The 13,504-nt window shown below is 74.6% G+C and carries 9 protein-coding genes; 6 read left to right on the top strand and 3 right to left on the bottom strand.

The window, feature by feature from the left end:
- Window positions 1-63 precede the first annotated feature (63 nt).
- The 4 genes from RDI86_RS08675 (at window position 64) to RDI86_RS08660 (ending at window position 6,105) form a co-directional block, all read left to right on the top strand.
- A complete protein-coding gene (locus RDI86_RS08675; protein ID WP_082774551.1) occupies window positions 64-801 on the top strand; it encodes a TetR/AcrR family transcriptional regulator in 738 nt (245 codons plus the stop codon).
- Window positions 798-4,214 (top strand): GH36-type glycosyl hydrolase domain-containing protein, encoded by a 3,417-nt coding sequence (locus RDI86_RS08670; protein WP_308821180.1) that lies wholly within the window; start codon window positions 798-800, stop codon window positions 4,212-4,214. Before RDI86_RS08675 ends, RDI86_RS08670 begins: the two co-directional genes overlap by 4 nt.
- A 119-nt stretch (window positions 4,215-4,333) precedes the next feature.
- Window positions 4,334-5,293, top strand: coding sequence for an ATP-binding cassette domain-containing protein (locus RDI86_RS08665; RefSeq protein WP_076404578.1), 960 nt, complete (start codon window positions 4,334-4,336; stop codon window positions 5,291-5,293).
- Window positions 5,290-6,105, top strand: coding sequence for an ABC transporter permease (locus RDI86_RS08660; protein ID WP_076404184.1), 816 nt, complete (start codon window positions 5,290-5,292; stop codon window positions 6,103-6,105). The genes RDI86_RS08665 and RDI86_RS08660 overlap by 4 nt, the downstream gene beginning before the upstream one ends.
- Here RDI86_RS08660 and RDI86_RS08655 read toward each other — a convergent pair.
- Window positions 6,102-7,187, bottom strand: coding sequence for a DUF1080 domain-containing protein (locus RDI86_RS08655; protein ID WP_308821179.1), 1,086 nt, complete (start codon window positions 7,185-7,187; stop codon window positions 6,102-6,104). The genes RDI86_RS08660 and RDI86_RS08655 overlap by 4 nt on opposite strands.
- 90 nt (window positions 7,188-7,277) lie before the next feature.
- Here RDI86_RS08655 and RDI86_RS08650 point away from each other — a divergent pair, with 90 nt between their 5' ends.
- Window positions 7,278-7,937 carry a GntR family transcriptional regulator gene (locus RDI86_RS08650; RefSeq protein WP_308821178.1) on the top strand — a complete coding sequence of 220 codons (660 nt, stop codon included), beginning with the start codon at window positions 7,278-7,280 and terminating at the stop codon, window positions 7,935-7,937.
- Window positions 7,938-8,004: 67 nt separating this feature from the next.
- Here RDI86_RS08650 and RDI86_RS08645 read toward each other — a convergent pair whose 3' ends face one another.
- Together RDI86_RS08645 and RDI86_RS08640 are read right to left on the bottom strand one after the other, a co-directional pair.
- A complete protein-coding gene (locus tag RDI86_RS08645; RefSeq protein WP_009861914.1) occupies window positions 8,005-8,436 on the bottom strand; it encodes a hypothetical protein in 432 nt (143 codons plus the stop codon).
- Between the two features lie 216 nt (window positions 8,437-8,652).
- Window positions 8,653-9,684 (bottom strand): LacI family DNA-binding transcriptional regulator, encoded by a 1,032-nt coding sequence (locus RDI86_RS08640; protein WP_241005657.1) that lies wholly within the window; start codon window positions 9,682-9,684, stop codon window positions 8,653-8,655.
- Window positions 9,685-10,282: 598 nt separating this feature from the next.
- Between RDI86_RS08640 and RDI86_RS08635 the strand changes: the two genes are divergently transcribed.
- Complete coding sequence (locus tag RDI86_RS08635) at window positions 10,283-13,291, top strand: family 20 glycosylhydrolase (protein ID WP_308821177.1); 3,009 nt, start codon at window positions 10,283-10,285, stop codon at window positions 13,289-13,291.
- Window positions 13,292-13,504: the final 213 nt, after the last annotated feature.

Raw genomic sequence — 13,504 nt, 5'->3', positions numbered from 1 at the left:
ATTTTCAACCGGGGCGTCCAGGCCGTACCGTTGGCGCCGACAGACCTGCCGAAGGAGACGGTGATGAACGAGAGCGACCCCGCAGGTGGTGGCGCCACGACGGGGACGGCCGGGGGCCCGGGGACGACGACCGCGACGGGCGCTCGCGGCACGACGGCGGCCGGCCTCCCCGACCGCCGCATCGTCCGCGGCGAGCAGCGCCGGCGCGAGATCCTCCGCACGGCGGTCGAGGTGTTCGGCGAGCAGGGCTTCCGCGGGAGCTCGCTGCGCGAGATCGCGGCCCGCGTGGGCATCTCCGAGGCCGGGCTGCTGCACCACTTCGGCAGCAAGGCCGGCCTCCTCACGGCGACCCTGGAGGAGCGCGACCGGCGCGACCGGGTGCGCCGCGGCGAGGACGAGGCGGCCGGCGCCGACCTGCTGACCACCATCCGCGACCAGGTGCGCCGCAACGCCGAGACCCCCGGCCTCGTGTCCCTCCACGTGGTGGTCGCCGCCGAGGCGACCGACGCGACCCATCCCGCGCACGACGTCGTCCGCGACCGCTACCGCGCGCTGCGCCACCAGGACGACACCCGCTTCCAGGACGCCGTCGCCCGGGGCGAGCTGCGCCCCGAGGTCGACCCGGCCGCGATCGGCCAGCTCTTCTCCGCCGTCATGGACGGCCTGCAGCTCCAGTGGCTGCTCGACCCCGACAACGTCGACATGGTCGCCCTCTTCGACCAGTTCCTCGCGCTGCTGCGCCCCGACGGCACGTCGCCCGCAGCACCCGAGCCCCGCACCACCGAGCAGGAGACCGCGTGACCCTCACCGCGACCGAGACCCCCGCCCGCGCCACGCTCACCTCGGGCGGCCTGACCGTCGAGCTCACCGGCGGCGGCGACGTGCGCGCCGTCAGCACGGACGGACTGCTCGTGAACCAGTACCTGCCGAGCGAGCACGACCGCATGCCCGGCGGGATCCTGCTGCGCGCCACGCGCCCGGACGGCACGGTCGAGGTCGCGCGACTCACCGGCTCGGCCCCCGCTGTGACGGCGGTCGAGGTCGGCGCCGACCGCGTCGTGTGGTCGGGCGCCGCGCTCGGGCTCGCCACGCGCGTCGCGCTCACGCTCGACGGGCGCGCGCTCGTCTGGCGCGTCGACCTCACGGTCGGCCCCGCGACGGACGACGGCACGCGCTACGACGTCGTGCACGCGCAGGACCTCGCGCTCGCGCCGCCCGCGGCGGCGCTGTCGAGCGAGCCGTACGTGTGCCAGTACCTGCTGCACCGCGCGCTCGAGCACCCCGACGCGGGGACCGTGCTCGTCAGTCGGCAGACCATGTCCGCGCAGCCGCGCCTCCCGCTCGCGGTCACGTTCCTCGTCGAGGGCGCCGCTGCGCACCTCACGGACTCGCTCCAGGTCTTCACCGCGCGCTCGCGCCGCGACGGGCTGCCGCACGGCCTGCTCGGGCCCGTGAAGCCGGGCGTGCTCCAGTACGAGTACGCGATGCCGACGCTCGTCTCGCACCCGCTCGACCTCACGGCCGGGACCGCGGTCGTGCACGCCGTGACCGTGGTCGACGCCGACGCCCCCGGGCCGCTCGCGGCCCACCTCGACGAGGTGGCCGGCTGGGCCGCCGCCGCGGTCGCGGCCGCAGCCGCCGACCGCCCGACCGCGCCCTTCACGCCGACCGCCTCCGCGCTGCGCGACGCGCCGCTCCTCGCGGGCGACGAGCTCGACGAGGCCGGGCTGCTCGCCGCCGTCGGCCTCGCCGCCGACGACGTGCTCCTGCCCGAGCGCGACGCCGACGGCACGCTCCTGTCGTTCTTCACCGCGACGGGGACGCACGTCGTCGACGCGCGCAAGGACACCGTGACCGAGCGCTCGCACGGGCACGTGCTCAAGGCTGGCGACGACGTGCTGCCCACGGACGACGTCCTCTCCACGACGGCGTTCGCGCCCGGCGTCTTCGCGTCGCACGTCGTGCTCGGCAACACCACGGCGAACCGCCTCGCGACCGTGCACCGCCACCACCTCAACCTGATGCGCAGCAGCGGCCTGCGCGTGCTCGTCGACGACGGCCGCGGGCCCCGGCTCCTCGGCCTGCCGTCCGCGCTCGTGCTCGACGTCGGCGGCGTCCGCTGGCGCTACGAGACGCCGCTCGGGCGGGTCGACGTGCGGACCGTCGCGCACGACCGCGAGAACCGCATCGACGTCGCCGTGCGCTGCGAGCGCCCGCTGCACGTCACCGCGACCCTCGAGCTCGAGGACGAGGCCGGCGGCTGGCTCGCCGAGCACGTCCCCGCGGCCCCGGGCGACGCCGTCGTGGTGCGGCCCGTGCCGGGCGGCGACGTCGACGCGCACTACCCGGACCTGCGGTACGCCCTGGCGTCGTCCGCGCGGCTCGTCGTCGAGGACGCGGGCGCCGGGGACGCCGCGTCCGGCACGACCCGCCGCCTGACGAGCACGACCGGCACCGGGTCGCTCACGCTCGCCCTCACCGGCTCGCTGCGCGGGACCGACGCCGCGGTCGGGCTCCTCGCGGGCGCGCTCGACCCCCTGGCGGACGTCGACGCGACCCTCGCGCGCCACGTCGAGACCGTCCGTGGCGTCGTGCGCGGGCTGCGGTTCGCGCCGCACGCGACGGTCGAGACGCAGGAGCTCGACCTCCTCGTGCCCTGGTACGCGCACGACGCGCTGATCCACTTCCTCGTGCCGCACGGCCTGGAGCAGTACTCGGGCGCGGCGTGGGGCACGCGCGACGTGTGCCAGGGCCCGTTCGAGCTCGCGCTCGCGGGCGGGCGCCACGACGTCGCGCGCGAGATCGTGCTGCGCGTCCTGGCCCACCAGCACACGTGGGGCGAGTTCCCGCAGTGGTTCATGTTCGACGCCTACGCGGAGCGGTACAACGACTCCTCGCACGGCGACGTCGTCGTGTGGCCGCTGTTCGCGCTCGCCCAGTACCTGGAGGCGAGCGGCGACCTCGCCGTGCTCGACGAGCACGTCCCGTTCTGGGACCACGAGCAGCGCCGCCCGGCCGCCTCGGGGCCCGACGCCGCGGCGACGGTCCGCGACCACGTGGCCCGCCTGCTCGACCACCTCGACCGCGACCGCCTGCCCGGCACCGCGCTGCCCGCCTACGGCGAGGGCGACTGGGACGACACGCTGCAGCCCGCAGACCCGCGGATGCGCACCGACCTGGCGTCGACGTGGACCTCCGCGCTGCTCGTGCAGGCCGCGGAGCTGCTCGCCCGCACGACCGCGGGCCGCGACGAACTCGCCGCGCTCTCCGGGCGCGCGGGCGCGCTCGCGGCGGAGGTCCGCGCGGACCTGCGCGAGCGCGCCCTCGTGGACGGCGTCCTCGCCGGGTACGTGCGCCACGGCGCCGACGGCGACGAGCTCGTCATCCACCCGTCGGACACCGTCTCCGGGATGCGGTACCGCCTCATCCCCATGACGCAGTCGATCATCGCGGGCATCTTCACGCCCGAGGAGGCCGCGGACCACGAGCGCCTCGTGCTGGAGCACCTGCACTTCCCCGACGGCGTGCGCCTCATGGACCACCCGGCCGCGTTCGACGAGGGTGTGCCGCGCACGTTCCTGCGCGCCGAGCAAGCCGCGAACGTCGGCCGCGAGATCGGCCTCATGTACGTGCACGCGCACATCCGCTACGTCGAGGCGCTCGCGGCCCTGGGTCGCGGCCGCGCGCTCGACGAGCTGCTGCGCATCAGCCCGGTCGACCTCGGCCGGCGCCTCGCGCACGCCGCCCCGCGCCAGCGCAACGCCTACTTCTCGTCGAGCGACGCGGACTTCCCCGACCGCGAGAGCTTCGCGCGCGACTTCGACGGGCTCCGCGACGGCAGCGTCGGGGTGCGCGGCGGGTGGCGCGTGTACTCCAGCGGCCCGGGCATCTACCTGCGCCAGCTCGTCCAGGGCGTCCTCGGGCTGACGGAGCGCGGCGGGGAGATCGTCGTCGACCCGGTGCTGCCCGCGGCGGCGGACGGCCTGGCCGTCGACCTGGACCTCGGTGGCCGCACGCGCCGCGTGGTCTACCGCGTCACGGCGACCGGGGACGGCGTGCACGTGCGCGCCGGGAGCGGCCCGGACGCGCTCGCGCCCGTGCCGGCGACCCTGCGCACCGGTGACTACCGGCAGCGCGGCGTCGTCGTCGCGACGCGCGACCTCGGGGACGCCGCGCACGTCGAGGTCTCGGTGGGTGCGGGCTCGGAGATCTGACCCGGGGTCGTGGGGCGCGCGCGCCGTGCGCTCCCCGAGCGCTCCCGCACATTCCTCAGCAGACTGAGGGATGTGCGGGGTCCGTGGTGCGGCCGCCGCCGGGCACGGAGGAGGAGACCATGCCGGACGCCGCCATCGCCGCGCGGGGCCTGGAGCGCCGCTTCGGCCAGCACCAGGCCGTCGACGGCGTCGACCTCGAGATCGCGGCCGGGGAGGTATACGGGTTCCTCGGCCCCAACGGGGCGGGGAAGTCCACCGTGACCCGGATCCTGTGCACCCTCCTCGCCCCGACCGCCGGGACCGCGGTCGTCGCCGGGCACGACGTCGCGCGCGACCCCACCGCCGTCCGGCTGCGGATCGGTGCCGCCCTCCAGGAGGCCGCGCTCGACGACAAGCAGACCGGCGTCGAGATGCTGCGCCTCCAAGGACGCTTCTACGGGCTGACCTCCCGGGAGGTCGACCAGCGGGTGGCGGCGTTGCGCGAGCTCATCGACATCGGGGACGCGTTGGACGAGCGCGTCGGCACGTACTCGGGCGGGATGAAGCGCCGCCTGGACCTTGCGCTCGCGCTCGTCCACAACCCCGAGGTCCTCTTCCTGGACGAGCCGACGACGGGCCTCGACCCCACGAGCCGCGCCGCGGTGTGGCAGGAGGTCCGCCGGCTCAACCGCGAGCTCGGCATGACGGTCTTCCTCACCACGCAGTACCTGGAGGAGGCCGACGCCCTCGCTCGCCGCGTCGGCATCATCAACCGGGGTCGGATCGTCGCCGAGGGCACGCCGACCGAGCTGAAGAGCACGGTCGGCACGGACCTCGTCGTCGTCGAGACCTCTGCCGACCCGGACCGCGCCCGCGCCGCGCTCGACGGTCTCGGCGGCATCGACTCCATCGACGTCGACGAGCGGCGGCTCGTCGTCGCGGTCACCGACGGTGCGCAGGCCATCAGCCCGGTCGCCCTCGCGCTCGACCGCGCAGGGGTGCCGGTCGACGGGCTCACGCTGCGCCGCCCCACCCTCGACGACGTCTTCTTCCGTGTCACCGGTCAGCGCATCCTCGACGGCGAGGAGGAGCCCTCATGACCGGGACGACGTCGCGCGCCGCGACCACCGCCCGCACCATCACGGGGCGACCCGCCGGGTTCTGGCGCGACCTGACCTCGGTCGCGATCCGCGCGCTGCGGCAGATCCCGCGGGAGCCGGAGGCGATCGTCCCCGCGCTCGTCATCCCCCTGTTCTTCTTCGTCGTCAACGTCGGCGCGCTGTCCGACGTCGCCACCGCGACGGGGGTGAGCGACTTCCAGGCGTTCCAGATCCCGGTGGCCATCGTCTTCGCCGTGACCGGCGTGTCCCGTGCCAGCGCGCTGGTCACCGACATCACCGACGGGTACTTCGACCGGCTCCTGCTCACCCCGATGCACCGCACCGCGCTCCTGCTCGGGCTCATGGTCGCCGACCTCGTGCTCGTCGTGGCGCTGTCAGTCCCCGTGCTGGTGCTCGGCTTCGCGCTGGGGGTCGAGTTCGCGACCGGGGTGCCCGGCGTCCTGCTCTTCCTGCTGCTCGCCGGACTCTGGGGCCTCGCCTTCACGGGCTTCCCCTACGCGATCGCGCTCCGCACCGGCAACCCGGCTGCCGTGAACTCGAGCTTCCTGCTGTTCTTCCCGTTCGCCTTCCTCACGACGACGTTCCTCCCGCTCGACGCGCTCACGGGATGGCTCGCGACGATCGCGCGGTACAACCCGGTGACCTACCTCCTCGCCGCGCTGCGCTCGCTGATCATGGAGGGCTGGGACGCCACGGCGCTGTGGCAGGGCGTCGCCGCGATCGCGCTCGTCGCGGTGGTCAGCTTCACGCTCGCGTTCCGCGCGCTCGTCGGGCGCACGTCCCGCAGCTAGCAGTCGACGCCCTCGTACGGCGTCTCCACGACCTCCGGGCCGTCGGCGCCGGGGACCGTGAGCGTCGCGGTCCCCGCGTCGACCGACGCCGCACGGGCGCTGAACGCGCGGTACGCGTTGCGCCCCGGCGCCACGGCGTCGAACGTGCGCTCGCCGGCGGGCGTGCCGAGCGTGACGTCGAGCGGGACGCTCCCGACGTTCTCGGCGCGGACGGCGACGTGCGCCGTCCCGCCGAGGCACCGCGCGTCGGCCTCGACGTGGACGGGCGGCAGCTCGCGGACCCGCACCTCGCGGAACGACACGACGTCCGGCGCGGAGCCGTGCGCCTGCAGGCCGACGTACCCGACGAGCCCGCGCGAGCTCGAGTCCGGGTCGAGGGGGCGGTCGGGGAACGGCACGCCCGGCAGGTTCTCGTACTCGTTGATGACCACGCCGTCGCGGATCACCGTGTAGTGCTGCCCGACGACGCGCACCTCCAGCTCGTTCCACGTGCCCTTCGCGGTGGGCCGGGCCTCGTCGAGGCCGAGGTCGGCGAACCCGTAGACCGAGCCCGTCTTGCGGGGGTCGTTGGAGCCGCCCTCGGGGGAGTCGTTGACCTGGATCTCGTGGCCGCAGTTGACCGCGATCCACGACAGGTTGCCCGTCTCGTTGCCGTTGAACGTCGTGGGGCAGCCCTCGACCGGACCGGACGGGTCGGGGAACCGCACCTGGATCCCGCTGTTCGCGCGAGCGTCACCGGGGGCGTCGTCGCGGAGCTCGACCACCATCGAGAAGTCGCCGTACTGACGCACCGGGTACCAGAGGGTCCCGAACCCGCCGCCCGCTCCGGCGCGGCTGCGCACCGTGCCGTCGTCGAGACGGTCGAACCCGCCGTCGCCCGCGTACTCCCACGCGTCGAACGACTCCGGGGTGCCGTCGAGGATCACCTCGTAGCCGTCGTCGGCGGGTGCCGCGGCGGGCACGACCGCCGCGGCGGGCGCCGCGAGCGCGATCCCCGCGGCCAGGGCCGTCGCCCCGGCGAGCCGGGCGCTGCGCACCCTGCCCTGGGTCGCGCGGGCGGGGGTACGGGTGGTGCTCGTCATCGGAACTCCCTCGTTCGACGCGGTCCCGTCCACCCTCGCACGGTCCGCGCGGGCTCTCAACGGCACCCGGGCCGGTGCGAGAATCGACGCGTGGCCGGAGCCGAGGAGCGAGTGCTGGAGTCCGCGCGGGTCGCGTCCCGGCTGCGGGACGAGATCCTCGACGGCGTGCGCGAGCCCGGCTCGCGCCTCGTCGAGCGCGACCTCGCCGCCGGGTTCGGCGTGAGCCGCATCCCCGTGCGCGACGCGCTCAAGGTCCTGGAGGGGGAGGGGCTCGTCGCGCTGCGCCCGCACACGTGGGCCGTCGTGCGGGCGTTCACCGACGCCGACCTCGCCGACCTGGACGAGGTCCGCACCGTGCTCGAGCCGCTCGCGTTCCGCCTCGCCGCCGAGCGCCACGAGCCGCCGGGGCTGGAGCGTCTGCGCGCGGCGCTCGACCGCGAGCAGGAGGGCGCGCGCGCGGCCGACCCGGTGGGGTCGCGCCGCTCGGCCGCCGACTTCCACGAGATCGTCACGGCGCTCGCGGGCAACCGGCTGCTCGACGGCATGATGCAGGGCATCCGCAGCCGGATGCGCTGGGCGCTGTCGCAGCACGACGACCTCGCCGACGTCACCGACGAGCACGTGGCGCTGTTCGACGCGGTCCGTGCCCGGGACGGCGACCGGGCCGCGGAGCTCGCCGCGGCCCACGTCGAGAGCAGCCGACGGCGGCGGGCCGCCCTCGCGGCGCGTCGCGCCGCGTCGCGGGCCTGACCCTCGGGCGCCCCCTCCCCGGCACCCGACGGGCCCGGCGCGTCGGACCGCGCGTCGGACCGGCGCGTCAGACCGGTCCGGACGTCCCGTCGCCGACCGACCGGGCCGGGATCTGGACGGCCTTGTCCCACGCGCCGACCAGGCGGCCGTCGGAGGTCTCCAGGCGGAACGGTGCGAGCGGGAGGTTGCCGGCCCGGCGCCGGGCCCGCAGCACGTCGAGCGCCTCCTCGTCCGTCTCCGCGCCGAACGGCTCGCCGCGCCGCGCACCCGTGGCGGTGACGACGCGATAGCTCGTCATCCGGTCGTCGTCGTGGTGGACCTCGTCGGCGAGCGCGGCGACCTCCTGGGCGATCTCGAGGCTCGGCAGCGCGCCCCACGTGCGGCCGGGGCCGTCGAGGGTCCAGGTGCCGGTGTCGTCGCGCCGGACGACGTACTCGCGCGAGGCGCTGCGGGCACGCCAGGTCCGGTGGTCGACGGCGGTCCAGGTGAGCATGTTCATGTGCGGTGAGGTGGGTCGGACGACGGTCGGTCACTCGTCGGTCGAGCAGTTCCCCCCCTGCCGTGTCCGGCGACCCACGGGCAGCGTACGCGTACCGATCGCGCGCGCGTGTCCACCCTGAGGAGGAGATCGGGTGGCGGGTACGGCGTCCGCGTAGGCCGAGCGACGGACGCGCCCGACAGCCCGCTCGGGTGGGGGCGGCGTCGGGCCGTGCCCTCAGGCGGGCGGCGCGGTGCTCGCCCGGACGACGAGCTCGGGGTGCACGACTTCCGGCTCGTGCACGGCCTGCGGGTCGGTGACGAGGGCGACCACGTGCTCGACGGCGCGCCGCCCCATGTCGTGGAACGGCTGACGGACCGTGGTCAGGGGAGGGGCGGCGTAGGGCGCGAGCGCGATGTCGTCCATGCCGACCACGGACACGTCCTCGGGGACGCGTCGGCCCAGCTCGGTGAGCCCGCGGACGACGCCGAACGCCATCTCGTCGCTCGCCACGAAGACGGCAGTGACCTCGGGGAGGCGACCGAGGAGGAGCCCGTTGCGGTAGCCGGACTCCGGGGTCCAGTCCCCGTAGAGCACGGGGGGGACGTCGCGACGCGACTCTTCCAGGGTGGTGCGCCAGCCCGTGGACCGGCCGAGCGCGTCGTTCCACGACTCCGGCCCGGACACGTGCCAGACGGTCGCGTGCCCCAGGCCGAGGAGGTGCTCCGTCGCGACGCGGCCCGCCTCGACCTGGTCGACGGCGACGATCTCGGTCGCGAGGGACCGCATGCCGTCCACGACGACCGTGGGGACGTCGCGCGTCACCTGCGCGAGCGCGCCCTCGTCCCGCACGGGCACCGCGATGACGAGGCCGTCGACGCCCTGGTCGAGCAGACGTGCGGCGGCCTGCTCGATCGCGGCGGAGGAGAGGGACGAGGTGGACGCCGTGCTGACGAAGTACCCGGCCGCGCGAGCGGCCGTCTGCATGCCGAGCATGAGCGCGCTCGCGGAGTAGAAGTCGGTCTCGTGCGTGATGACGCCGAGGGTGCGGGTGCGGCCCGTGACGAGCGCCCGGGCGAGGCTGTTGCGCCGGTAGCCCGTCTCCTCGATCGCGGCGCGGACCCGGGCGCGGGTCACCGCGTTGACGTTGGGGTGCCCGCTGAGCACGCGCGACACCGTCTGCGCGGACACGCCGGCGACGCGCGCGACGTCGGCCATCGCAGGCCCGCGGCCGCGGGGCGACGGCTCGGGCGGTGACGCTGGGACCACGGGACCTCCTCGTCGGTGCACGGGCGCGTGCCCGGCAGCGTAGTGGACGCGGTGGACCGTGCCTCTGCGCCGCGCCACCGCACGCCGCGCAGATCTCGTGTTGACGATAACAGGCACGAGGGCTCGGGTGAGGTCGCTGGGCGGATGGTCGCGGTCTCTTGGTTCGCTGCGGGGGTTGTTATGGATATCACCTTGTGTCAGAGTGAGCCGCGCACTCGGGGCACGGACGCCCCCTTCCGCACGACGTCGTCAGAAGGAGTGCCATGACTGCTCCGCGGGCCACCCGGATCGAGGGCGTCGCGGGGCGAGGGTGCGCCGCCCCGAGCTCCGTCCAGGAGCCGTCGCACGTCGTCACCGGCTCGCTGGGTGCCGGGGACGGGGACCGCACGCGGTCCCGGCGGGGCCGGTCCCGGTCACTACTGGGGGTGACCGGCACCGGCTCGCCCTGATCGGCACCTGCCCCGATCCTTGCTCGCACCGCACGACGTCCACACCGCAGTCGGCGCTAGGTTGTCTGACGTCAGATAACCCTCCCGACGCCCTACCGTCCTCGCCGCGCACGCGGCCGAGGCCTCACCGGATCGAAGGAGATCGACACATGCACCGACCAACCCACCATCAGCGGCCGAGGAGGGTCGCCGTGTCGGCGGCGCTCGCGGTCGCGCTCGTCGGGGCGCTCACCGTCCCGGCCGCGTCGGCGGCGCCCACCGGGGCGCCTGCGTCCGCACCCGCTGCGGTCGAGCGTGCGGCCGCCGACCCGCCGCTGCCGGACGTGATCCCGTCGCTGCGTGACTGGGCCGACGCCGCGGGGTCGTGGAGCCTCGCGGCCGGGACCCAGGTCGCCACCGGGGGAGACGACGGGCTCGCCGGCGCGGCGGACGTCCTGGCGGACGAGCTCGGCGCGCTGCTGGACGAGGACGTCCCGGTCGTGGCCGACCCCACCGCCGCGAGCGTCGTCGACCTGGCCGTCGACGACGGCCGCACCGACCTCGGGAAGGAGGGGTATGCGCTGACCGTCCACGCGGGCGGCGTCACCATCGTCGGCGCGACACCGCAGGGCGCCTTCTACGGGACCCGGACCCTCGCCCAGATGCTCGCGCAGCAGACCGTGCTGCCGGCCGGCTCGACGGTCGACGTGCCGCGGTACGCCGAGCGCGGCGTGACGCTGTGCGCCTGCCAGATCAACGTCTCCGAGGAGTGGATCGACCGGCTCCTCGAGGAGATGGCCTCGCTCAAGCTCAACTACCTGCTCGTCGAGCTCAAGCTCAAGAGCACCGCGCACCCCGAGACGGCGACCTGGAGCTACTACACCCCGGAGCAGCTGGGCCGGGTCGTGGAGAAGGCGGACGCGCTCGGGATCGACGTCATCCCGGAGATCAACTCGCCCGGGCACATGGAGATCTGGCTCGAGAACAAGCCGGAGCTGCAGCTCGTCGACCGCAACGGGGTCCGGGACGAGGTGCGGCTCGACATCACCCGGCCGGAGGCCTTCGACTTCTACACCGACCTGCTCGACGAGTACCTCGACGTGTTCACGTCCGACTACTGGCACATGGGCGCGGACGAGTACATGATCACGACCGGTTTCCAGAACTTCCCGCAGATCGAGGCGTACGCGAAGTCCCTGTACGGCCCGTCGGCGACGCCGGACGACGCGTTCGTGGCCTTCGTGAACAAGGTCAACGCGTACGTCAAGGAGACGCACGGCAAGACGCTGCGCATCTGGAACGACGGTCTCGTGGGCCGCAACACTCAGCCGGTCGACACGGACATCGTCGTCGAGCACTGGCTCGGCACCCCGGTCAGCCCGCAGGCGCTGCTCGACGCCGGCCACCTGGTGATGAACTCGTCCTACGCGCTCTACCTGGTGCGCGGCGGGCTCAAGATGAACACCAGGAACCTGTACGACCAGCGCTGGGACGTCGGGCGGTTCTACGGCTCGACCGTCGACCCGGCGCACCCCGGCCTCACCGGCGCGAAGGTGAGCCTGTGGCCGGACAGCGCCGCCGCGCAGACCGAGAACTCGGTCGAGGAGGAGATGTTCATGCCGCTGCGCTTCATCGCGCAGACGACGTGGACCGCGGGGTACGCGAAGAGCACGTACGCCGAGTTCGAGGCGCTGGCCCGCTCCATCGGCCGCCCCGCCGGCTGGGAGAACGTCGACCGCACGCCCGTCGAGGACGGGGCGTACACGCTCACCACGACGGACGGCGACGGTCTCGGCGCGACGCCTGCGGGGTCCCTCGCGGCCGGTCCGGACGTGCGCGACGGCTGGGTCCTCACGGCGACGGCCGACGGGTACCACACGGTTCGCTCGACGGCCACGGGCCTGTGCCTCGACGTGGTCGACGGCAAGCGCCGCCTGGGTGTCCCGGTCGAGATCGGCGTGCCGGTCGTCGCCTCGGCCTGCGGCTCGTCGAACATCCAGAAGTGGCAGCTCCTCGCGACCGACGACGGCTTCGCGGTCGTCAACGCGTCGACGCGCCAGCTGCTCTCCGTCGACGAGGACGGCACCGTGGTCCAGCTCCCGCCGGACATGACCGGCACGGTCTGGACGGTCGAGCCCGCCGTGGCGGTCGACGTCGCGGTCGACACCCGGCGCGTGCTGCCGGGCGCGTCGGCGACGGCCACCGTGACCGTCGAGAACACGACGGACGCCACGCTCGAGGGCGTCGCGGTCGCGGCGCAGGCGCCCGCGGGCTGGACGGCCCCGGCCGCGACCCAGGTCGGCGACCTCTCGCCCGGTGCCGACCGCACCGTGACGATCGCCCTCGCACCCGCGACGGGCACGTGGGGCCTCGGCCGCGTGCCGGTGGCGGTGACGTGGACCGTCGGCGGGCAGGAGCGCTCCGCCGGCGCCACCGTGGACCTCGTCGCCGTGAGCACCGCCCAGCCGTCGCGGCCGGTCGCGGTGATCGACGTCGACAGCGAGGAGACGCAGGGGGAGGACGGCCGAGCGGCCAACGCCATCGACGGCAACCCCGCGACGTTCTGGCACACGCGCTGGAGCGGGTCCGCCCCCACGCCGCCGCACCACGTCGCGCTCGACACGGGCGCCGAGCAGCAGCTCTTCGGGCTCACGTACACCCCGCGCACGGGGACCGGCACGGGTGCGGCCAACGGACGCATCGGCGCATACGAGATCTACGTGTCGACCGACGGGGAGAGCTGGGGCGAGCCGGTCGCGGCCGGGTCGCTCCCGAACGTCGCGACCCCCTCGACGATCGGGTTCGCCCCGACCGTCGGCCGGTACATGAAGCTCGTGGCGCTGCGCGAGGTGAACGGGAACCCGTGGACGACGGCCGCGGAGATCGCGGTCGACGGCGCGCCCGTCGTCGCCCAGCCCACGATCACGGCGCACGCGAGCGCCCGTTGCCTCGCGGGCAAGGCCTACGTGGCCGTCACGGCTCGGAACACCGGGAGCGCACCCGCGGACCTCACCCTGCGGTCCGCCTTCGGTGAGCGGACCGTCACGGGTGTCGCGCCCGGGGCCTCCGCCTACCAGTCGTTCGCCTCGCGCACGACGGCGGTCGACGCCGGCAGCGCCGAGGTCGCGTCCGCGTCGGGCACGGCGCGCGCGGAGTTCGCCGCACTGCGCTGCGGCTGACGGACCACGTGCGGGGGCCGGTGCCGGCCGGTCCCCGCACGTGCTCTCCGGGTGACGAGCGCGCGTCCCGGCGCCTGTTGTTGACCATAACAGTCAGCACGAACACGAGAAACGTGCACGTTTCCGTGCTCGCGATGCGCGTTCGCAACTGAGGCTTGTTATGGATATCAACCTGTGCCAGAGTGTGGCGAGCAACCGGGCACGGTCGCCCCC

Source organism: Cellulosimicrobium sp. XJ-DQ-B-000, from assembly GCF_031119065.1.
Classification (GTDB): Bacteria; Actinomycetota; Actinomycetes; order Actinomycetales; family Cellulomonadaceae; genus Cellulosimicrobium; species Cellulosimicrobium funkei.
The sequence above is the reverse complement of the archived record's forward strand: the minus strand, read 5'-3'. Positions and strand labels throughout refer to the sequence as shown.

What these genes read in the sequence shown, in the direction of transcription:
- RDI86_RS08675 (WP_082774551.1), top strand. Translation starts at nt 64, where the DNA reads ATGAACGAGAGCGACCCCGCAGGTGGTGGCGCCACGACGGGGACGGCC.
- RDI86_RS08665 (WP_076404578.1), top strand. Translation starts at nt 4,334, where the DNA reads ATGCCGGACGCCGCCATCGCCGCGCGGGGCCTGGAGCGCCGCTTCGGC.
- RDI86_RS08660 (WP_076404184.1), top strand. Translation starts at nt 5,290, where the DNA reads ATGACCGGGACGACGTCGCGCGCCGCGACCACCGCCCGCACCATCACG.
- RDI86_RS08655 (WP_308821179.1), bottom strand. Translation starts at nt 7,187, where the DNA reads ATGACGAGCACCACCCGTACCCCCGCCCGCGCGACCCAGGGCAGGGTG.
- RDI86_RS08645 (WP_009861914.1), bottom strand. Translation starts at nt 8,436, where the DNA reads ATGAACATGCTCACCTGGACCGCCGTCGACCACCGGACCTGGCGTGCC.
- RDI86_RS08635 (WP_308821177.1), top strand. Translation starts at nt 10,283, where the DNA reads ATGCACCGACCAACCCACCATCAGCGGCCGAGGAGGGTCGCCGTGTCG.